We start from the raw sequence: 21,945 nt of genomic DNA, 5'->3' as shown, positions 1-21,945 counted from the left end.
TAAGTAAAAATCACTTTCCCTTCACTATCCGCTTAATATCATTCAGCTTGTTCAGCGCCTCCAGCGGCGTCAAGTTATTCACATCCAGATTCAGTATCTCATCGCGTATCTGGCACAGCACCGGGTCGTCGAGCTGAAAGAAGCTGAGCTGCATACCACCGCGTGTCTCTCCCACTTCCACCATCGGTTTGCTGGAAATCCCCTGCTGGCGGTTGTCTGTTTCCAGTTGTTTCAGAATGTCATTGGCACGTTTCACGATGCTTTTGGGCATACCCGCCATTTTGGCTACATGAATACCGAAGGAGTGTTCGCTGCCACCGCGCTCCAATTTGCGCAGGAAGATGACTTTGTTATCTATCTCCTTCACCGAAACGTTGTAGTTCTTAATACGCTTGAAGCTTTTCTCCATCTCGTTCAACTCATGGTAGTGCGTGGCAAACAAGGTGCGTGCCTTCGCCTTTGGATGCTCATGGATATGCTCCACAATCGCCCAGGCGATGGAAATACCATCATATGTAGAAGTACCGCGCCCCAGCTCGTCGAACAGCACCAGGCTGCGGGGAGAAAGGTTGTTCAGGATATCCGCCGCCTCGTTCATCTCCACCATAAAGGTAGACTCGCCCACGGAAATATTATCGCTGGCACCCACACGGGTGAATATCTTATCCACCAACCCGATATGGGCACTCTCCGCAGGCACAAAACTGCCGATTTGAGCCAGCAGCGTAATCAGCGCCGTCTGCCTCAGCAAAGCAGACTTACCCGCCATGTTGGGACCCGTAATGATGATAATCTGCTGCGTCTGGCTATCCAGCATCACATCATTGGCAATATACTTCTCGCCGATGGGGAGCTGCTTCTCAATCACCGGGTGGCGCCCCTGGCAGATTTCCAGCACATCGTCGTCGGCAATGACGGGGCGTATATAGTTGTTCTCGCGCGCTGCCGTGGCAAAGGAGAGTAGGCAGTCCAGACGCGCTATCTGGTTCGCATTGATTTGAATGGCGGGGATGAACTCGCTCAATGATTGCACCAATTCTGCATAGAGTTGTGTTTCCAGTACCAGTATCTTGTCCTCCGCACCGAGAATCTTCTCCTCGTACTCCTTCAATTCCTGGGTAATGTAGCGTTCGGCATTGGCAAGGGTCTGCTTGCGTATCCACTCTGCCGGCACTTTGTCCTTATGCGTGTTGCGCACTTCGATGTAATAACCGAAGACATTGTTGTAGCCTATCTTCAAGCTGGGAATCTCCGTCAGCTCACTCTCGCGCTGCTGTATCTGCAACAGATAATCCTTACCGGAGTAGGCTATCTGGCGCAACTCGTCCAACTCGGCACTAACACCGGACTTGATGACACCGCCCTTATTAATCAGCAACGGCGGGTCATTGTCTATCTCCCGGTCTATGCGGTCGCGGATGGACTGGCAGATGTTCAACTGCTCGCCTATATGATTCAAGCTGGCATTATCGGCATCCATGCAAGCCGCTTTGATGGGTTCTATCGCCTGCAAAGCCACCTTCAGCGCCACCACCTCACGCGGAGAGACACGCCCTACCGCCACTTTGGAGATGATGCGTTCCAAGTCGCCAATCAAATGCAACTGCTCTTCTATCAACTCTTTGAAATCAGGCTGGCGGAAAAAGTATTCCACCACATTCAGCCGCTCGTTAATCGGCTGCACGTCCTTCAACGGGAATACCAGCCAGCGTTTCAGCAGGCGGGCACCCATCGGGCTGATGGTCTTGTCTATCACATTCAGCAGACTGCTGCCACCGTCGTTCATCGACCCCATCAACTCCAGGCTGCGCACCGTGAACTTATCCAGGCGGACATACTTATCCTCCTCGATGCGTGCCAGCGAAGTGACATGCCCTATCTGCGTATGCTGCGTCATGATGAGGTATTGCAGGATGGCTCCCGAAGCGATGATACCGTTCTTGAGATGCTCCACACCGAAGCCTTTCAAGTTCTTCACCTCGAAATGCTTCAGCAGCTTTTCGCGGGCAGATGTCTCGGTAAACACCCAGTCGTCCAACTCGAAGGTGAAGAACTTGCTGCCGAAGTTTCCTTCGAACATCAGCCGCTTGCCACGCTCGAAAAGCACCTCTTTGGGGGCAAAGTTGTTCAGCAGCTTGTCCACATAGTCGAAAGGTCCTTCCGCCGTCAGAAATTCGCCCGTAGATATGTCCAGGAAAGCCACACCGCAGGCACCCTTACCGAAATGCACGGCAGCCAGGAAGTTGTTCTCCCGGTAGTTCAGCACATTGTCGTTGATGGAAACTCCCGGCGTCACCAACTCCGTGATGCCGCGCTTCACCAGTTTCTTCGTCAGCTTCGGGTCCTCCAACTGGTCGCAGATGGCCACACGCTTGCCGGCACGTATCAGCTTGGGCAGATAGGTGTCGAGCGCATGATGCGGGAAACCCGCCATTTCGATGGTTTTCCCCTTGCCATTGGCACGTTTGGTCAAGGTAATACCGAGGATTTCGGACGCGACGACGGCATCGGTGGAATAGGTTTCATAGAAGTCACCACAACGAAACAGCATGACAGCATCGGGATGCTTTGCCTTCAAGTCGAGGAACTGCTTCATCATCGGGGTAAGGACAATATCTTCGTGCATACAAGTCTTTAATTTTTAATTTCCAAAGCTTTGAGCCAAGAGAGCAGGAAATCGTCAAGTAAGACCCAAAACTTAATGTGACAAAGATAATTCTTTTTTAGAAAACAGCTGCGTAGAGGCTTCAAAACCTTAGCAAGCCTTAACAAAGAGACGCATTTTCCTAAAACATGTTATAAAACAGTCTTTTTTATTTGCTTTATTTGGAGATAAGCAAAAAGTTCGTACCTTTGCAATGTGTTTTTCATAGTATTAGATTTAAGGTTAACAAAGGTTGGAGTACAGCGGTACTCCTTTTTTTATGCCCATACCTTTCGTATCTTTCCCCTTTTCCCTTACAAAAGTACATATTCACTCGGCGAAACGCCCTTTATCTTCTTGAAAACCTTGTTCATGCGATCCCAACAAGGATGAGCAACAGTTGTCTCCCATTTACTACATTCCCTATTTAAGCAACAATTCCTGCAATACTGCATTTTAAATTCTTGCTTACTAAAACTTATTCGTCCGACAGCCGTTGAATTATCGTCCGACAATTGTCGGACGATAATTCAACGGCTGTCGGACGATAATTCAACAAGTATCGGACGAATAAATCTTAGCAAATAGAGAGATAGATGGCTTACCGCTTGATTTATTTGTGATTATCCGCGCACACAATCAGTACCTCCCCAAAAGAATCAAGTTGCCAATGGGGTCTCATAGAGATTGTCATTGCAACTTCAGGAATGGCAACGTATTTCCACCGGTAGACAACGGCAATTTCCCGTCCCATTTCTCCACAGCCTTTAGTTGAATCAATTCCGGCGTGATGCTTTGTTGAAGGATACGGTTGGCATCTGCCTTACCCTTGGCGGCAGCTACTACCTTTTCCGCCTCGGCTATAGCGGCTTTCTTTTCATTCTCCACCTTCAAGGCATTCTGCACAGCAGTATTCTTTTCGTCAATGGCAGCTTGCAGCACATCGTTGGGTTTCACGGACGACTGTATGTTGGTAAACGTAAAGCCACGGGTACTGAGACGCTCCTTCAGTAATGCCTCCACCTCCTTCTCGAAAGCCGGACGGTTGTTGATGAGCGAATCCGTCTCATAGAGTCCTGCCACGTCCTTATAAGCGTTCTTCACTTCCGTCAGGATAACACTCTGTTCCAATTCTTCGGTAGTCTTGCGATAGCGTAGAAAAACTACTTTGGCATCCTCCCGCTCAATGAAGTATTCTATAGTAGGGTCTGTCTTGAAGATGGTTCCCTTCTTGTCCTGAATGTCGAAAGGTTCGTAGTCTACAATCTGCGCAAATGCAGGATATTCGAATAGCTGCTTGGCAAAACGGTTGTAAACTACCCATCCGGTCTCCACCTTGGCATCATCTACTCCACGCTCACTACCGGCCAGATTGACGATGATGCCCGTCTGTCCCGAATCAATACGCTCCACGGCAAACATGACCAAGAACAATACTATAATTCCAATGACTGCGACTCCTGCCGCGCCTACTCTCACTGTTGATTTGTTTGTGACTTTCATGGTGTTTTCTGTTAGTTTAATGAGTGAATAATGCTCCAAAGATATTTATAATTGTTTGTTCAAGAAAGGCAATCCGGTTATTTTTGGAAGAGAAGAAGGCCTCCCTCCCGCACACAGTGTAGAAAGGAGGCCCATAGTCTCTATATTTTCAGAATTTACTCAGTCACGATACGACCTGCCAACAGTGATTTCTTCAGATAACTTTCAGCACACTATAGGAATTACCCTCACTCCCACTGGACATGGTGCTGATTTCCTTTGCCACTTCTTTCAGTCTTCCGGATTGCTGTATTTATATATAATTGTAGGATATACCTTTTTACAGAATTCTGTGCCAAATTACTTAAACGTTCGTGTTTGCGAAATAATATTGCCATAATGTCTTGGTTTTTAAAATAAATAGAATAGAAATCGTGTTTTCTTATTTCTCTGCCAATAGCTGCACAGATTCATCCGTCATGTGATGGTCTGCTGTCAAGCTCCAGTCATTGTTCTTTTCGTCCCATTCGTAGCTGAGGTAGCGCAAGACACTGCTGTTGGTCTGCCGATAGACGGCTTTCTGCTTGATGTCGGTGTAGGCATTGCTTTGCTCGTTCCAGAGGGCGTATTCCACAGTGACGTCGTCCGTATAGAAGAAGTTAAGACTGTGGTGCTTCTCAAAGCTTTGCGTGGATTCGTTCCATTTCAGCACTTCTTTTTGGGAGATGCGACCGGAGTTGTCGTAAATGTAATTGTACTTCAGGTGGCGGTGCAGGAATTTCTGATTCTCCACTTTGAATACGGTTTGTGTTTCCACACGGCCGTCGTTGGTTTCGGTATTATAGGCAAAGTTGTCTGTACGGTTAACGGCTGCTGCGCTTACTACGTTTACTAAAGAGGTCATTGCGATGATTGCTGAAATTACTAAAGTCTTCATAATGGTTCTATTTTTTAAGTTATACATTTTGTTTCAAGTTCTTGTCTTTGGGGGAGTTGTTCCCTTTCGACATTGCAAAGATAGGAGGTGGTAAAAAGCTTTTAGGTTATCGTTACGTTAATGTTAGGTTAACGGAGATATTTATTACTTTTGCGCCCAAAACAAGAACAAAATGAAAACACGTTTCCTCTTATATCTTTCCTTTTCCAATCTATCGGAGACGTAACTGGATAGGCATACAGCAGACTGTCACCACATCTACTATTGAGAAGTACCATCTTTCTTCTATGTCGTCCCAAACGGTTCGGACTTTCTTCGCTTCGAAAAGCTTGATGGCATTATGCTGGGGCATGATATTATGTTTTCAATTCTTAGTTTTAAGCTCTTTGATTGGGTCCTCGTTATGTGACAGAAACAATGCTCTTTCTTCAATTTAATCATAATTTCTGTTTTATTGCATCAGTTGACATAGTCTGTTTTCTTAGGTATAGTACAAAATATATGATTATTTTGACTTAAAACAAATCGCAGTCAATAAATCACTGCACATCATATGACAATAGGGAATAGCCTGCATCACAGACCATCCCCTATCACCTTAATTCTACTTGTGTGACTTCCTCTTACTTCACCACACCGTCCGTCATCGTAAAGCCTTCCAGAGAGCCGGCTTTCACCTGAATACAAATCACACTGATGGCGCTGTCTGCCGCAGCCGACAATTGGCGTTCTCCTGCCGGAGCCACGCGAAGCCAGTCACCCGCCTGCAGTTCTACGGTTTCTCCGTCAACCACCATGGTGCCGCGTCCGGAGAGGACGGCATAAATTTCTTCATTTTGCTTGTGCGAATGCACAAAAGGTACTCCTGCACCAGCCGGCAAATTGCTGATAGATACTTCTGCACCAGTCAGATTCAATGAATCGTGCAACTCGACACGTGCCTCGCCTGCGGGCACATTTACTTTCTGATAGTTCTTCATAATCACTTCTCCTTAGTATGTTTTGATTTACGGCTGCAAAGTTAGCCAACTACCAGACATCGTACAAGAAGGCACTTGAAGCTCAGTTAGTTACCTCCATGTTACCATTATTGGCAAATAAGGAGTTAGAAAAATAAGATTAACAAAAATTATTACTATTTTTGCCGAAAAAGCAAATATCGACTAAACTCTATAAAAAATGAAGATTCTGAAAAAAATTTCAAAAGTAATAGTCATCGTGATGGCTGTACTGGCAACCATTTGGTGTGGTTTGTATGTTTATGCCAACTATTTCTATAATGACAAGCAGATTGATGTAGAAAACTTCTACATCGCGGAACTACCGTTACCCCCCTCGCAGTTTGAAGAAGATTTCAAAGAAATACACCAGATTGTCATGGAGAATTATTCATTATACCAAGCCAAGCATCTGAATATGGATTCATTGTATCAAGCTTGTGACGCCCGCGTTCGCCAGGCGCAGACCACCACAGACTACGGACTGATAGTGCAGGAATACATCTCTGCCTTACAATGCGCCCACGCCATTACCTGCTACAAGAGGTACACAGCCAATCAGCGCGTAGCCTTTATAGAGGATTCCTTGTTCGTTGACAAACCCAGTGACTATCTGACAGAATACGGCTTCCAGGACAAAGACCGGATTATAGCTATCAACGGACTCCCCTATAAACAATGGATTGAACAGAACGAAAAATATACCGAAGCATCTACCGTCCCCCACAGACGGCTCCGTACAGCCTATGATGCGTTCCGTAGTTATGCAGACACCCTAAGAAACTATACACTGCTGAGAGGGGGCGATACTCTGACCGTCACCCTTCCCTTGAAACAAAGGGACTATTTTCCGGATAACGAAGAACAAACTGTGGAGAGCAGGATATTACAAGACAGCATTGGTTACCTTACCATCAAAACCATGATGAACCCCGTCATGGAAGATTTCAAGGCGGTCTATCCCAAAGTCAAGGATTTACCATACCTCATTATAGACGTACGTAGAAACGGCGGAGGAAACAGCATGAATGGAGTAAACATCTGCAAGTACTTCATCCGCGAAGCACAACCACACTGCGTCAGCAAGAGCTACATCATGCAGCCCGAAGCCGACGCCTATAAAGGTAAAATCTATCTGCTGACCGACACATATACGCTCTCTGCTGCCGAGAGCTTCACACTCGACATGAAGGAAAGCGGAAATGTCACCCTCATCGGCGAAGCTACCGGAGGGGATACCGGCAATGGCCCCCGTCCTTTCTGTACCAAACAGCGGACCTATTTCCGTATCCCTACCCGCCAGCCGGACGTCTCTTCTAAAGGTTTCCCCATGGAAGGTATAGGCATACCGCCCCATCATCAAGTATCCCAAACCGTAGCAGATTTCATGAAGGATGAAGATACAGTGCTGAATTATGCTGTCGGACTGATAACAGAGAAACAATAATACATTTCCTCAACGAAAAAGAGCCAAGTATCAAAGGTGTGTCACCTCACGATACTTGGCTCTTTTGTATTTGATATATTATCCTTTATTTGGTACTTGCCAACATCAAAGCCGCATTGCTGTCATTCAGTTCGTAAACGGTAGTTTGCGTATAGCTGTCGTAACCATTAGTTCTACTGTTCCAACGGACATAGTTCAACTCAACTTCACTGTCAGTGTATTCAACATCCAACTTGAAATAAGGCACCCAGGCTTCCTTTACGCTATCCCACTTGAAAGCTTCCTTGCTCGTCACACGGTTCTCACTGTCATAAGTGTAAGTGTAGCGGAGGTGACGGAAAAGGTGTCCGTCCTCATTGCGGAAGATAGTCTTGGCGGTCATCAGTTCGCCGGTCATCTCCTCGTTTTTCACATAATCGGCAGGAGTTGCCGCACTTGCAGAAAAGTTCATTACACTTGCCATTACCACTGCCATCATTACCACTGCTTTTGAAAATACTGTTGCTTTCATAATCGTTATTTTTTATTGTTATTACTTCTTTCTCTGAGGAGGTTGTTGTTTCATAACCGCCTTCGCCTATATATAGTCAATCTGCGTGCCAAAGAATTAAATCACTGATTATCAAAGAATAACTATTTTATAGTAATGTCCATTTTCGGACAACTGTCCGCACAAAAACGAACAGCAAAACAAAAAATAAACGAAATATCATGAAAGTATTTCTACATTAGCAATAATATTATGTAACAGTAGTAAACTGTTTGATGATTGTCCCTACAAAAAGCTGATTTATACTTATCTTATCTCAATGGCGGCATCTGAAAACGTGGTGGGGCAATAGTCGCTCCGCCACTGCCCCCTCTATTATCAAAGACGGTGTTACGCAGAATCTCATACAAGATTCCACCTACATCCAGACTTAATTTAAACTTGTCGAAATTATAATAGGGAATCACAACGGGAACCGTCTCCCAACGACCACGATAAGCATCGTAATAACGTTGTACTCCAACTTCCATACCAAAACGTTCGGACATATCCAGAGACATGGTGGCACCGTAGCGGTGGGTATCCATCCCGTAAGTATTTCCTATGGCATACGAACCGAAAACCTTAAAAGCTACACGGTCCGAAGCCTGATACCGCAAAGCTCCCGAAGTACTGAAAGCCTGCCCGGTGGAATGAATCATATTTATCTTCATGGCATCTACGCCAAGCTGGAGCGTCAGCCTTTGGTTAAAGGCATGCTGATATCCCAGGGAAGCATTGTTGAAACGTCCGATACCCGGTACGCTGGTCTGCCCACCGGAACCGAATAACATACCGTGAGGAAACTGTCTTAATACACCGCTTGTACTGTAATCTCCCCGAAATAGCAGGGAAGGATTGGTCTGATAAGGCAGACGAAGAGACTCTTTCAGTGAAAAATCGGGCAGGGAATAGGAGTGCTCCGGATGAAACATGGAAGAAGGGGCAGAGTTTTCAGAAGGAAGCTCAAAAGGAGAGAATAGAGATTCATTGAATTCCGGCTGTATCTGTATACTGTCACGAATGAAACGTACACTGTCTTCCTGCGCAAAAAGCAATTGCGGCACAAAAGCCAACAGCAGGCAGATTCCCAAACGGCCACCAAGACAAGAGATACTGACTTTCCGTTTTATACGCATATACCTTCCTTCTTTATATTCATATAATACTGCTATACAAAAATAACGAAAATAAACCAGAAGAACAGTACATGTACTGCTAAATTATTGCAATATAGAAGGATACATTATTAATTTTCTATCAGTATCAATCCTACTCCTTTCACTGTTTTAATGGTTACCGACTCGTCTTCCGAAAGAAATTTCCGAAGTCTCGTCACAAATACATCCAGGCTGCGGGAAGCAAAGTAATCATCTTCCGTATTCCAGAATTTATCCAAGATAGCTTCCCGGCGGATAACGTCTCCCCGCTTCTCACAAAGCATCTGCAACAAACCTGTCTCGCGCACAGTCAAAGTCTTGTTTACACCCGAAGCATGTTTCAAAGTGGCATGTGTGGCATCCAACACATATTCCTTGCCTATCTTGTAGCATTGACTCGTGTCTTTCGATTTTTCGCCTTTGGAAAGCTTCAATAAGGCGTGGACATGTGCATCCAGTTCTTCGGGAATGAACGGTTTCTTTATATAGTTATTGGCACCGATTTCATAACCTTTTACCACATCTTTAGGAGATATCAGGGCAGAGGAGAACAGAATCGGAGTTTCCCCATCTGTCTCGCGGATACGCTTCACCATCTCGTAACCGTTCATAACGGGCATTTCTATATCAGATACTATCACATCAGGATGTTGTTCTTTCCACTGTTTCAAGCCCTCCTCGCCATTGGCGGCAGCAATCACTTCATAACCGCCTATCATATCTTCCAACCCGCCCTGAACTATATATCTCAAGCTTGCATCGTCTTCTACCAACAATAACTTTATCATAATGCGTTTATTATATATTGCAAAAATAAGGAAAAGAATGAATGCAACAGTCATATTGCTATAAAATAAACGAGGAAAACAACGCCTCTTAACCTAATATTAACGTAGCGATAACTTATGAAGCATGTGCCCCACTCTACCTTTGCAACATCAATACAAAAAATCCACACTATGAAAGCAGATATTTCAATAACAAAAAGCCGAAAAGGAACAGAGATAGTAGTTTCGGGCAAGAGGATTAATAAATACGGCATCATAGCTGCCATAGTATTTGCAGTACCAATGCTGATTCTGTTTCAGTCGATACATGGAGAAACAACCAGCCATCTATCGCTGGTCAGATTCTCCATGTGTATATTGGCAGCTGTCCTGGTAAATCTATTCCTACATAAACTGTTGTTCAGATTGTTTTCGCCGATACGCATGTGGCAATATCGCACCACATGCCTGCTGCCCTTCCTGCTACTGGGTATATTGCCCCTTATATATGGTATGACAAGTGGCAATTATGATGTCACACGATTTGGAATATTACTGGCTGTCATGAGTTTCGACGACCTTTACATCCTCTGGCAATTACGCTCATTCGGCGGAGACTCCTATATTACTGACAAATCAGAAGGATTGAATTTCCACGTGTGGTAAATTTATACAGTCTCAATAGGAAAGTAGAGTGTAAATTCACTGAAGCACCCCTCTTCACTTTCCACTTCTACCCTGCCGCCATGTGCCAGCATCACCTGCTGTACATAATTCAGGCCCAGACCAAAACCTGCAGCACCGCCCCTTCCACTTCGCCCGACTGCTGCAGAACGTTCAAAACGGTTGAAGATAAGAGACTGGTCTTTTAAGGGAATACCCAATCCGTTGTCACACACCTTTATCTTGCAGAAGCCTTTCTCCGATTCGCAAATAATATCTATCTTTACCTCTTCATGGGAATATTTAATGGCATTGTCCAGCAGATTGCCCAACACTTCACGCAAACAGAAGGCATCGGCATACACCATTTCACAACGATGATAAACGGTCGTAAATTCTACCCTTTTGCTGGTTTTCAGAGAAATTTTGGCAATCATATCATCAAGTAAAGGCCGCAAAGGCACCTCTTCCTGATGGAGTTCCAAATGTCCCTCATCCAGCTTGGTAAGTACCAGTACACGATTGGAAAGGGTAAGCAGATGCTCACACTCTTCCATCATCGCCTGCCGGTATTTCTCTTCTTTTCCGGGCTTACCGGACAATTTGCCGCTATTCAGAATATGAGCTCCCATCAGGATGGAACTCAGAGGAGACTTCATGTCGTGTATCATAGCATAAGTAAAATCCTTCTGGAATTGCTCCAAATGCCGCTGTGTACGCAAAACTTTCACCTGGCCGAGAATACAGTCCAACACCACCAAAAACATCACCCAAAGAGGCAGAAACAGATACCATACGGAACTTATGACGTAGCGATACGGATTCTTCACCACACCTTGTATACAAAGGATGCTGTCCTCCTTCAACGGTATAAACCGGGAAGAAATATCCTGATATTTTGCCGAGGCATATCCTGCTTCCACCACTGTACTATCGGAGGGAGCGTAGTACTGGCGGATACCACTCTTATAGGTCATTCCCAAGGCTTCCAACCTGGAAGCAAAAGCAGAATCGAGGTACTGCACGGAGAGAGGAAATTCCATTCCGCTTTCATTGATGCTGCGCTGCATAATCAAAGCAGAGCGTAGTCGATAATTCAAATCGACCGGATTGTACATATGTACCACTCCAAAGCGGTTCACCTTATACTTCGACTGCTCTTTCTCCAGAAATTCCCTTTGCTCCTTTGCAAAAGGCGATTCAACACTCTCTTCCCATTCATCCTTTCCATCCCTATCAGTCTGTTCGTAGAGCAAAGAAAGGCGGCGTTTCAAGACCTCGTCATAAAAAGCCGCTTCAAAACAATCATTTACCTGATAGGCAGTTTCTTTGAAAGAAGCACGGTACAGATAGACAAACCAGACTACCATCAGCAGACAGCCGGCAATCAACCCGACAATCGAAAAGACTTTAAAAGAATATTGCTTGCGCACCTGCCGCTGCCGTTCGCTTTGCTTAGCTCCCGTAAGCGTATGTTCTGTCATGTCCAGCAAATGTTGCCCCGAGGCTTCTATATCTGCCCACCGGCTCTCCGATATCTGACTACGTACCTCACCTATCGGCAACCTCATCTTCTCTGCCAGCACATAAAAAGCAGACCGCTGCTTCTCAATATCATTACCTTGTTTAAGTATGGAATCCATTTGCCTGGCCCAACTGTACACCAGAAAAACAACCAAGAGAAGCGTAGGAAGGAACAAAAAGACTATATCCTTGACAAGCGGTATAAAAGGAGAAAACATGACAGCTTCAATGGCCTCTCCTTTCTTCTCATTCAACCAGGCTTTTTCCGAAAGAACAGACTTGAACCGTACATATACCGAACGCTTGCTTCTGTCCGTCGCAGGACGGATATTTACAGTCCGGTCTATATTTTTCCATTTCAGTTTCTTCTCTACCAACCTCGCCATCACATCTAATGGAATGGCGACATGATATACATCTTCGAGAAAGGAAGCTGCCTGCTGATAGTTTAAAAACATCTCATCTTCGAAAGACCTGATACTGTCTTTGGATAGATACGAGTAAAAAGGGATAGTCATGTCAGGAAACGGTAAATTATTAATCTCGTTGTCCACCGTTTCGATAAAAGCCAGACGGAAACATTCGTTCAGTGCGCGTTCCGCCTCTTTCTTGGTATTGTCGTAAGCATACATCATACCACCAATCTGCACCACAATTACCAGTAGCAGCCCTACAATAGAAAGGATATAGAGTGAACGAAGTTTCATCTTACCTATTATTTTGAGGACAAAGATAGCATTTTATCATAGAAAAAGAACTGATACAAAAAAGATAGCCTTGGACTTTTATTTATCCAAAGCTATCCATACAAGTACAATCCCTGCGATAGAGACGTCTACAGAATTATTTGCGAAGAGTCAACTTATCAATCCCAAAGAAACCGGTATCATGTCCCGGAGCCAGTGCAATCGACTCAATCTGCAACTCATTCTTTCCTTTTTTCAAATTGACCCGCCCAAGATTCACCAAAAGCAGAGACACTTCTCCATTGGTCAGACTGACTTCCGGAGTAATCACCTTATCATTTACACGAAGGGCAAATGTACCATAATCAGGCGCCACAGTGAACTGTATTTTCGCATAATAAATTCCTTCCACTTCACTGTCAAAAACTAATGACAGCTTATCTCCCGGTTTAAACTCTTTCCAGTAGAGCTGCATACCCTCACTCCACAAGGGGTGGAAGTTGGTCTGCAATTCAACGGAACCCATATGCCCCGGACGAGGCTGCATGACTTCGCCCTCCACAACCAGACTCATCCCTGAACCGAAAATATCTGACGGTTGGTTGGCAACCCGTTCGCGTACATCGCTCACAAAGGGTTTCGGCTGTATTTCGCCTCCGGGAAGCATATACCAGAAGGTTATCGGAGCATAATTAAGGTGTATATTCGACCAATCGAATAACTCCATGTCAAAGCGCAGGCTCCGGGTAAACGGAATCGCATCCAAACTACGAACACGGGTATTCTGCGCCAGACCTATGTGAGCATAACAACCATCTCCTATGGGTTGGGCAACAAAAGGATGGTTTATCCACGGTTCATAGCGCCCCCAGGCATAGCCATAATAATCTTCTGTACCCGTTCCAAAGTGTGACGGAAAGGTTTCACCGTCCACATACACCTTTTCATCTCCTTCTCCCCACCAACCCAAGTTGGGGTTATAGACAGTAACCGCATCTCCCACATACACGCCCCTACCTTTAAGATCGGCAAACGTAAGGTCCTGGGCAAACTCATCGCCCCGGGCATGGATATGCGTAAACTGCTGCCATGTGGTACCAAAGTGCATGGAGCGCTCATCCCACTGCCACTTTCCACTAACTGCAGCAGCCTTGGATATCTCCACCGGCTGTTCCCCATAATTGGTCAAGGTAATCGTACAGTTCCGCTCGAAAGGCATCACCCACCATGCACTCATCACATCATCCTGCACGGCCCGCGTATACCACGTACCAGTTGCAACGGGATAATAGCCTACCCCAAAAAACTCACCGACCGGAGCCCAGACAGTTAGTTCCCCATCAAAGGCAATGGACAAGACCGTAGAGCGAAGTGCTTGGCGACGGTCATCGGCATCAATCCGCATCGAAAGACGACGAATGGCACGAGAGCCGTCAATCGTAAAACTACGGCTTTCACCCGGAGCCAGAGAAGCCGCCAGATTGAGCGTACTTTCTCTTCCCGCAAGCGGAGTATCAATACCAGGTGTTCCTTCCGACAGCTTCTTATTGACAGCAGCTATCAGCCGGGCATTCTTCTTCAACTCTTTGGCCGAGAAAGAAATCACCTTGACCGGAGAAGTATAAGTGCGGTAATTGATAGCATAGTATACAATGGTCTTACTCTCAATTTTCCCCTCCGGAGTAATCTTCAAGTCCGGCGATTCGATAGTCACCTTGCACCGCTTGGCATAAGGTATGGGCAAATATAAATTATGCCCTCTTTCTTCCATCGGAGCCTCATCGGGTACTGAAGTTGAAAGAGGTTCTCCACAAAGGACTTGTCCGCTCAATATATCACGTACATTGCCTTCAATTACCGGTTTTTCCTCATTGTCTATGTAGATACGCAGAGTCCCTTGTCCCCGATTTATGCCGGAGAAAGTCATCCAGAAACGAACCATGGCACCGGGGCCTTCGGCATCCATCATCACATATTCCGTCCTCCCTCCGTTCTCTTCCTGGCGGATAAACTGTCCTTGGTCGAAATTACCAAACCAGGCACGCTTATCCGTCATGTTATGCGAACTACGGTCGTAGCTGCTGAACTGCTTACACGTATAGGCATTTTCGGGCCAACGCGCCAGCACGGAACGGTCTGTCATCTCATGCAACAATGTCTTAAGAGAGATAACCGGGTCGGCCATAGCCAAACCGCTATAGAGAAATATCAACTGAATTACAAAAACTAGTTTTTTCATCATAACCGATTATTTTAGTAAATCTCCATCTCATTGATGCGTAACACCTTTCCTCCTGCATGCTGCATAGGACGGGTTATCATCAAGCGTACATAGCGAACCTGCGCCGGAGTGTCAATCATACGTGATACGACATTCTGCCGGTTTCCATCTATATTGTCAAGTGTCTTCCATTCTTCAGTCTGGCTGTTTCTGCCTTGCAGGAAGCAAGCGGAAGTAATGTACCCTTTGTCCTCACGGCCTGCATTCACCAGTTTCCAACCGCTCACCGTTTTCGCTTCACCCAAATCAAAATCCACATAGTTCAACGCACTTCCCACTTCGCACCATTTGGTATCGACATCCCCGTCAACGATGCGTTCAGGTTTCTCATTATCATTGAAATAACCGGAATAAGCGATAATCTTCGCACCCTTCAAAAGATTCTCTTTTTCTGCCTCCACATTGTTCAACTCCATCTCATTGTTGCGGATGGCTGTATGGAACAAGGTAGTGGCAACCTGGACGGGTTTCAGAGTTTCCTCCACCAATGTGGCAGCAAAAAGAACAACCTTTTCATTCTTCGGAAGTATAAGGCTGGCGGCACCTTCCGGAATATCGATACCGAACTTGAACATATAGGTAAACTCATAGGCCTCATCGTCTGTAGGAGAGTGGCGGTGAGTCCCCACATAAGCCACTTCGGCATCCTTCAGATAACCTTTGGTATGTCCCGAATGTCCCCACTGTCCGACAAATCCGGTATAGGAAGGTACAATGACCTCACTCTTGTTCCCTCCGCACCGGAAAGTGGCGGCATAGTCCCCGTCCGTAGCGGCAGCCAGAAAATACAGTTTATTATACTTTTTACCTTCCGGTAGAACAATAGTATCACCATTGCACGTCATTCCGTTGGCGGCATCTTTCTCGCCGAGTTGGAAAGGAATCCCGTTTACAGCCAGGGATTTGGGCAACAGTTCTGCCGCAAACGAATAGCCCGACTCAAAATCAGCTTCACCGCGAAACTCGTTGAATGATGAACATTTATAGTTATAGGACAGCGACAAAGAGGCATACTGCAATTGATAGGCGTCTTCACCCGATGACTTCAAACGTACCTTGAATGTCTTTACAGAATAAGGCTTTATACTTACAGACAGCCCGTTTCCACTGAATTCGGCCGAACCGATACTCTTTTCAGTGCCATCCGCTTCGCAGGCACTGGCAATTTCGCCTGCAAAAGAAAGTACCGCATCCTGCACCTTCTCACCGCCCATCTCATAGACACGCACTACATACTCATCCGAGTTCTCGGCTTTCTTCAATGCCTTGATAATGACATTGCGGTTATTGGAAGAGACGAAAGAGAACTCCTTACCCAACGTACCCTTGTGTTTGTCGGTACGGAAAGCTTTCAACCTCTGGTTCAACATCTCCGCTTTCTCTATGGTGGCAGCCTTGTCAAGTCCGCCGGCATGACCCACCAGACTGTATGTAAAGCAATGATGACCGAAGTCCTGGCGATTCTGGTAAGCATAATCCTTGTCTGTTTCGGGGGTATGCAGCAGAGTCAGGCGGAGGGTGTTGTCGTCCGGTTTGTCCCAACCGTATTTGCTGTCATTCAGGACAGACACACCATAGTTTCCACTACGGTCAGTCAAATCGGCCCAATACTGTGCATAGACTTCATAGGCAGTCTCCGTATTGTTGCCCCGCTTCACGCTTCCAAGTCCCAAATCGTAAGTAGCTTCCGTATTTGCTATGTTCAAGGGGAATTCGGCCTTCAATAAGGCATTGGACAACTGCCAGTCCACCTCATTGTAGAAGTCTATGCGGTCAGCACGGTTGCCTTCATACAAGCGGATGTATTGCTTGAAGAGTGACTCTCCATAACGTTTCTCGATGCAGAGTGACTTGCGCAGCTCACCATCCTCCACCAATGTCATCTTCACATCCTCTGTGATGGAAACCGGTTCCCGGTCTATGGTCTCCTTCAAGATTTCCCAAGCAGGCCATATGTAGGACTTGTTCTGCGTGAAGAGTGCCAGACGAATGGATTTACCGGGTTTCACCAGCTCCTTGCCGTTCTTCTTGTCAAACAACGAAACGATATCACCCTTCGTATCCAGCGTTATCTTATAAATGGAATTCTCCAATGCATTGGAATCCACAGATACCCGGGCGTCAGCCGACAGACCGGATGTGCGGACATCATATACCGCATAACCGGTAGCAGGCACAACGGCTTCTATCAATAGTCTGGCTTTACCATCGGCATAGGACAGCAATTGGGCGGCCACTTTCCGGCCATTCATATCATATACGGTAATCCCTTTCGGTTTCTTTGGCAAGGCAAGTTCCACCTCTGCCATATCGGCAACCTGGAATCCAAGCGCATTGTAAAGCACCACCGGTATCCCTTTCACCCTGGTATCCATCTTTCTTGCCACAGCGTCAATGGAGGAAGTAAGAATACCGGAGAACTGCTTGAGGGAAATCAACTCGTCATTCCATGAGAATTCATAAGCCCGCGGTATACTTGTTCCCGTAAGGTCATCATGGAACTGATGGAAAATGAAACGCTGCCAGTTCTCAGTCAATGCAGCTCCGGGATAGGAAGCTTGGTTCAGCCATTCGGCTACAACGGAGGAGCGTTCCGCTGCATCCCCCAAAAGATCATTCTGACGGTTGTACAGCTTCATGGCAGCCTGGGAAGTATAACATCCGGTACCGTGAACATCCATCAACAGTTCACCGTTGAACTTGGGCAGTTCCGGATGGCTTGCGTAAGGCTGGAAGTCTTTATATATCCGGTCACTCGTGGCACTGACAATCTGCAACGGACCATTGCCTTGCAGGCCTTTCTCTATGGCACGTACAGACTCCAATGTAGGTGAACCACCTATGTCTCCCGTACCGTAATAGCGGTAGACCATGTGAAGCGGAGAGTGGGTAGTCAATTCCAACAAATTCTTGTTTTCCGACAAGTCTTCGTCCTCAAAACGCTGGTTATAATCATATCCATGAGCCATCATGATGGTAGAGCCGTCTATACCTTGCCATAGGCCGATAGTGAAAGGATATTTGTCGTTGCCGTAGAACGGCTTGTTGCGCCACTGCAACTTCTGAGAAGAGAAACCAATCAGTCCGCAATGGGACGTAATGGCAGGAAGTGTCCAGCCAAAACCGAAACAATCCGGCAAAAAGATGTCAGTGCTTTCCACACCAAATTCCTTCCGATAATAATTCTGACCAAGCATGATGTTACGAATCGCAGACTCTATGGAAGGAACCAGCGTATCAGTGGCATCCCAGCTGGCTCCGCTGATATGCCAACGGCCGCTCTCTATGAATTTCTTCATCTCTTCGTATTGCGCCGGATAATATTCCTTCATCCAAGCATATTTCACACCTCCTTCAAAATTAAAAATATATTCCGGATACTGCTTCAGCAGAAACAGATTCTGGCTGATCGTATTCCACACATAATCCTTGATTGTGGTCTGGATATCCCAGTTCCACTGTGTGTCCAAATGTGCATCAGACACCATGTAGGCTTTCGGCTTTTGTGTCTGCAACGCATTCTGAGCATAAACTCCGCCCCCTAACAGCAAGGCGGAAGCCAATACTGCAATCTGTTTTCTCATTTTCTGTTTATTTATTACATTTATACTTCATACAGCAATATTCCATCATTCACAAAGGATGGATAACTAATACTTAACAATGACCGGAAGGACTCACTCCAACTTCATATCGGCACACATCAGGAAAGCATTGTATGGCCCCCACATGGACATGATGAACCAAAGCTGGTCATCATTGTCTTTCAACGGATGTATGTAAGCGCAATACAAAGCTGGATATCTGTCCGCTTCTGCCAATACTTTCGGCTCGCTCCACTGGACGAGATCCTTCGATGTACAATAAAGAATGGCATGCCTTTTGGTCAAAGGAGTCTCGTCATGATTCGGATCATAATTATAAGTCAGAATCCAACGCTCAAACTTCTTGTGCCATATCAGCGACGCTTCTCCTACGGGACCTCTCAATACCGGAGTAGCGGCAGCCTCATTTCCACGTATCCACTCTTTACTTTCACCGTTCCAGTATTCATAGGCCTTCATATCCAGAAGATCTTTCTCAAGGAAACGCGCCAGATACGCAGCATCACCACGTCCGGCCTGTGTGCCAAGCATATAAATCCATCCGTCACGTTTGGCATAAGCCACTTGCGAAAAATGACTGTCGGGAGAAAAAGTCACCTCTTCACGTCGCTCCCATGTCCGACCGTCATCATTGGAAGTATAGACAGAAGAAAAATTGGTAAGCCAGCGTCCATGAGGCGCTCCCCAATCATAAATGTTCATGATATGGACACAATCCGTTTTCCCGGCACGAATGGCACTCGTGGGGATGGAAGTCTGGTATACCTCCGGATTCGTCTTACCGCCTGCACATACCTCAAGCGCCTTACCATCGGCATCAAGCAGCATTGAATCTATTTTAAGACCGTCTGTAAGCTCTGTATCCGATGAAAAAGCCAGTACGTTGGAACGCCAGTTGGAACCATTACCACCATTTTTATTCACGACAAAGCCTTCTCCACTGGTATCTCCGAAAAACATGCCCACACGGTTTCCATCCATATGCCACATTAACCCCAAATCCGTTCCATATACATCAAAGTCAGGTCCGGTATTATTGGGATTCAGCAATGTATCTCCCGGCAAAGGATCACCCGTGACACGGGATATCATGCGTACATTATCAATACACAGCGTTTTTTCACTATCAGCATCCTTACAAGCCATATTGCCCGTCAAACTACAGGTAACAAGCCCGAACAGTAAAATTTGTTTAGTTCTCATTCTTATCAATTCCATATACAAGTACACATTCCCACATCTATTCCTTTATTCTTTCCAGGATAATCAGTCCCAGTTCAAACTGGTCCCCACCGTTATTATTTCTCACATGGAAAGTGACCGAATTGGTTTGTTCCGTCAAATTGATGTCTCCTACATGTACTCTGTCTTTAGACACTTCTTTGTCCTTCTTAGTAGAGATCCATCCGGACAGTTGCTTCTGGCGTTGCCAAACCTGGAAGTCGGCACCATTCGGTTTCTCGAAATAGTTTATCAGCACTTTATATTTTCCTTCGGGCACATCGTTCAGCATGATGCGCACTACTCCTCCATGCTGGGTGGTCATACGGATTCCACGCTCATTTGTTACCTGGACACCTCCACCAAGACTCAGCTGCATCAATTGAGGGAAATAAATATGTTCTGTCGGCTGATATACAGTGCGTAATTCAGCAGTAGGTTCTTCTCTGCCTTGCAATGGCTGGGCTGCATAGAAGAATCCAACAGATGTATAATCTACCGGGAAATTATTTTTTACTTCACCATGTTCCATTCCATGATAGATTTCCTTCTCATAGGACATTTTGTCGGCCAAGAAGAAACGGTATCCACCGGTTCTGGCCATCGGAAGTGAATAATCCAGACAACCATGGAGAGGGAGGCTGTTTCCTCTGTCCCAACGATCCAATAAAGCATACCAGCCACCGTTGTAATAGTCTTCGGAACCGGTGCCGTGCAGACGCATTTTATTATCTACGTAAGTGCTGTCGTCCCCTTCGAAGAACAAGGTCATTCCCGGACGCAGGCCTTGTGCCTGATGGATGGTTCCTACATAATGTCCTTTTCCTTTTTGTGCAGCAAACTTATGGAAAATGCCGAGAGGAGTTTTCTCTCTACGCCATACAGAATAGAACTTACCCTCTTCCTTCACATTACGCTTATTACTGTTATAGTACACTTTAACGTTTACAGAAATAGGAGATTGCTGAATACCTTCTCTCTTTTTATAAATCATCTTCATAGAAGCTGACTTGTCAAAAGGCATTGGCAGATAGCAGTAGTTGGAAGTACCTTGCTTACCCATTAAGATACTCCGCATTGCTCCTTTTCCATAGGCATATCCAAAAAAATCAGCAACGGGGGCATAAATAGCCTCCACCTTCTCATTATCCCATTTAGCTGAAAGAATCACATCTTTGTATAAACCTTCGAAAGATGTTCCGCCATCAATCGACATACCTACAATACGTCCCGGTTCTGCCATCTCAAAGAAAGAAACTTCTTCTCCCGGACTCAGTGTAAATACCTTTTCTTCCGTCTGTACACCAGCTGATTTTCCAAAGGTATAATTCGTTACAGCAGGAGACAAGTCAGCCCATATTCTATTCACCTCAGCCAACAAATCCTTATCCTGCTGTGAGAATTCACCGGTATAGGTTTCCACCTTCTTTTCCGGCAAGTTACGGTATTGTATCTGAATGAATTCCAATTTAGGTCCATCGAAAACAATTTTGCAGGACTTTTTGTACGTAATGGGCAGATAACAATAAAAACCACCGATTTCATTACCACAAACGGGCTTTGTAAACGGATAAACCTTACCGGAAAACAAATCCGAGAACTTTATTTTCAGACCGGGCTCTTTCTGTCCATCAAAATAGAAATAGAGCATATTGTCCGTCGGTGTAGGAGTCCAGATTCGGTTGATGACTCCGGGGCCTTCCATCTCAGCAATCACCAACTTATCACCTTCCTTACGAAGGAAAGAATAAGTACCCGCAAAACCATCATCATTGCCTCCGGTACGGTCGTAACTCGAGAACTGCTCCACATAAGAGCCAGTGCGATACTCCGGCAATTTATCCACTCTTTTCAATAACTCCAGCTCATCCGTCCATCTGTATGGGTTCTGAGCCACGGCATACGAGCCTGCCAATAGAATGGCAGACAAGAAAACAGAAACTTCTTTCAAATTAATTTTCATAAACTATTTTACTATATGTTTTTTAAAAAGGCAAGGAG

The 21,945-nt window shown here is 45.7% G+C and carries 15 protein-coding genes; 2 read left to right on the top strand and 13 right to left on the bottom strand.

The features are described from left to right. Nucleotides 1–10: 10 nt before the first annotated feature. The 5 genes from mutS to DXD78_RS03775 form a co-directional block, all read right to left on the bottom strand. A complete protein-coding gene (gene mutS, locus DXD78_RS03795; protein ID WP_008662199.1) occupies nt 11–2,626 on the bottom strand; it encodes a DNA mismatch repair protein MutS in 2,616 nt (871 codons plus the stop codon). 708 nt (nt 2,627–3,334) lie between these two features. After that, nucleotides 3,335–4,147: an SPFH domain-containing protein gene (locus DXD78_RS03785; RefSeq protein ID WP_005824816.1), complete on the bottom strand. Its 813-nt coding sequence runs from the start codon at nt 4,145–4,147 to the stop codon at nt 3,335–3,337. A 421-nt stretch (nt 4,148–4,568) separates the two neighbouring features. Further along, nucleotides 4,569–5,090, bottom strand: a complete 522-nt coding sequence (locus tag DXD78_RS03780; protein ID WP_057281842.1) for a DUF3836 domain-containing protein — start codon at nt 5,088–5,090, stop codon at nt 4,569–4,571. 184 nt (nt 5,091–5,274) lie between these two features. Beyond that, nucleotides 5,275–5,415, bottom strand: coding sequence for a hypothetical protein (locus DXD78_RS21140; RefSeq protein WP_165852974.1), 141 nt, complete (start codon nt 5,413–5,415; stop codon nt 5,275–5,277). 271 nt (nt 5,416–5,686) lie between these two features. Next, on the bottom strand, nt 5,687–6,043 hold the full coding sequence (locus DXD78_RS03775) for a cupin domain-containing protein (protein WP_005824807.1): 357 nt from the start codon (nt 6,041–6,043) through the stop codon (nt 5,687–5,689). A gap of 199 nt (nt 6,044–6,242) precedes the next feature. Between DXD78_RS03775 and DXD78_RS03770 the strand changes: the two genes are divergently transcribed. Beyond that, nucleotides 6,243–7,508: a S41 family peptidase gene (locus DXD78_RS03770; RefSeq protein WP_005833947.1), complete on the top strand. Its 1,266-nt coding sequence runs from the start codon at nt 6,243–6,245 to the stop codon at nt 7,506–7,508. A gap of 85 nt (nt 7,509–7,593) precedes the next feature. On the opposite strand, the gene DXD78_RS03765 is transcribed toward DXD78_RS03770, so the two are convergent. The 3 genes from DXD78_RS03765 to DXD78_RS03755 form a co-directional block, all read right to left on the bottom strand. Continuing rightward, nucleotides 7,594–8,019: a DUF3836 domain-containing protein gene (locus DXD78_RS03765; protein ID WP_117652545.1), complete on the bottom strand. Its 426-nt coding sequence runs from the start codon at nt 8,017–8,019 to the stop codon at nt 7,594–7,596. Between the two features lie 290 nt (nt 8,020–8,309). Next, nucleotides 8,310–9,176, bottom strand: coding sequence for a hypothetical protein (locus DXD78_RS03760; protein ID WP_008662202.1), 867 nt, complete (start codon nt 9,174–9,176; stop codon nt 8,310–8,312). Nucleotides 9,177–9,286: 110 nt separating this feature from the next. Further along, nucleotides 9,287–9,985, bottom strand: a complete 699-nt coding sequence (locus DXD78_RS03755) for a response regulator transcription factor (RefSeq protein WP_057087546.1) — start codon at nt 9,983–9,985, stop codon at nt 9,287–9,289. Between the two features lie 171 nt (nt 9,986–10,156). On the opposite strand from DXD78_RS03755, the gene DXD78_RS03750 reads away from it, so the two are divergent. Next, nucleotides 10,157–10,630, top strand: a complete 474-nt coding sequence (locus DXD78_RS03750; RefSeq protein ID WP_230373589.1) for a metalloprotease family protein — start codon at nt 10,157–10,159, stop codon at nt 10,628–10,630. A 2-nt stretch (nt 10,631–10,632) separates the two neighbouring features. Here the strand turns inward: DXD78_RS03750 and DXD78_RS03745 are convergent, their stop codons facing one another. The 5 genes from DXD78_RS03745 to DXD78_RS03725 form a co-directional block, all read right to left on the bottom strand. Then, complete coding sequence (locus DXD78_RS03745; RefSeq protein ID WP_057259000.1) at nt 10,633–12,858, bottom strand: sensor histidine kinase KdpD; 2,226 nt, start codon at nt 12,856–12,858, stop codon at nt 10,633–10,635. A gap of 136 nt (nt 12,859–12,994) precedes the next feature. Continuing rightward, nucleotides 12,995–15,079, bottom strand: a complete 2,085-nt coding sequence (locus DXD78_RS03740; protein WP_117652543.1) for a DUF2961 domain-containing protein — start codon at nt 15,077–15,079, stop codon at nt 12,995–12,997. Nucleotides 15,080–15,090: 11 nt separating this feature from the next. Then, entirely contained in the window at nt 15,091–18,702 is a 3,612-nt protein-coding gene (locus DXD78_RS03735; RefSeq protein WP_117652542.1) for a glycoside hydrolase family 38 C-terminal domain-containing protein, read from the bottom strand. 93 nt (nt 18,703–18,795) lie between these two features. Then, the gene (locus tag DXD78_RS03730; protein WP_005833955.1) at nt 18,796–19,941 is read right to left on the bottom strand and encodes a DUF4185 domain-containing protein; all 1,146 of its coding nucleotides are present in this window, start codon (nt 19,939–19,941) and stop codon (nt 18,796–18,798) included. A 22-nt stretch (nt 19,942–19,963) separates the two neighbouring features. Continuing rightward, nucleotides 19,964–21,907 (bottom strand): glycoside hydrolase family 172 protein, encoded by a 1,944-nt coding sequence (locus DXD78_RS03725; RefSeq protein ID WP_005824777.1) that lies wholly within the window; start codon nt 21,905–21,907, stop codon nt 19,964–19,966. Nucleotides 21,908–21,945: the final 38 nt, after the last annotated feature.

The sequence above is a fragment of the Bacteroides sp. D20 genome (assembly GCF_003436255.1).
Classification (GTDB): domain Bacteria; phylum Bacteroidota; class Bacteroidia; order Bacteroidales; family Bacteroidaceae; genus Bacteroides; species Bacteroides uniformis.
The sequence above is the reverse complement of the archived record's forward strand: the minus strand, read 5'-3'. Positions and strand labels throughout refer to the sequence as shown.

Excerpts from the sequence above, each read along its gene's own strand:
- DXD78_RS03765 (WP_117652545.1), bottom strand. The coding sequence starts at position 8,019 with ATGAAAGCAACAGTATTTTCAAAAGCAGTGGTAATGATGGCAGTGGTA.
- DXD78_RS03755 (WP_057087546.1), bottom strand. The coding sequence starts at position 9,985 with ATGATAAAGTTATTGTTGGTAGAAGACGATGCAAGCTTGAGATATATA.
- DXD78_RS03780 (WP_057281842.1), bottom strand. The coding sequence starts at position 5,090 with ATGTATAACTTAAAAAATAGAACCATTATGAAGACTTTAGTAATTTCA.
- DXD78_RS03775 (WP_005824807.1), bottom strand. The coding sequence starts at position 6,043 with ATGAAGAACTATCAGAAAGTAAATGTGCCCGCAGGCGAGGCACGTGTC.
- DXD78_RS21140 (WP_165852974.1), bottom strand. The coding sequence starts at position 5,415 with ATGCCCCAGCATAATGCCATCAAGCTTTTCGAAGCGAAGAAAGTCCGA.
- DXD78_RS03730 (WP_005833955.1), bottom strand. The coding sequence starts at position 19,941 with ATGGAATTGATAAGAATGAGAACTAAACAAATTTTACTGTTCGGGCTT.
- DXD78_RS03770 (WP_005833947.1), top strand. The coding sequence starts at position 6,243 with ATGAAGATTCTGAAAAAAATTTCAAAAGTAATAGTCATCGTGATGGCT.
- DXD78_RS03740 (WP_117652543.1), bottom strand. The coding sequence starts at position 15,079 with ATGATGAAAAAACTAGTTTTTGTAATTCAGTTGATATTTCTCTATAGC.
- DXD78_RS03745 (WP_057259000.1), bottom strand. The coding sequence starts at position 12,858 with ATGAAACTTCGTTCACTCTATATCCTTTCTATTGTAGGGCTGCTACTG.
- DXD78_RS03735 (WP_117652542.1), bottom strand. The coding sequence starts at position 18,702 with ATGAGAAAACAGATTGCAGTATTGGCTTCCGCCTTGCTGTTAGGGGGC.
- DXD78_RS03785 (WP_005824816.1), bottom strand. The coding sequence starts at position 4,147 with ATGAAAGTCACAAACAAATCAACAGTGAGAGTAGGCGCGGCAGGAGTC.
- DXD78_RS03760 (WP_008662202.1), bottom strand. The coding sequence starts at position 9,176 with ATGCGTATAAAACGGAAAGTCAGTATCTCTTGTCTTGGTGGCCGTTTG.
- mutS (WP_008662199.1), bottom strand. The coding sequence starts at position 2,626 with ATGCACGAAGATATTGTCCTTACCCCGATGATGAAGCAGTTCCTCGAC.
- DXD78_RS03725 (WP_005824777.1), bottom strand. The coding sequence starts at position 21,907 with ATGAAAATTAATTTGAAAGAAGTTTCTGTTTTCTTGTCTGCCATTCTA.
- DXD78_RS03750 (WP_230373589.1), top strand. The coding sequence starts at position 10,157 with ATGAAAGCAGATATTTCAATAACAAAAAGCCGAAAAGGAACAGAGATA.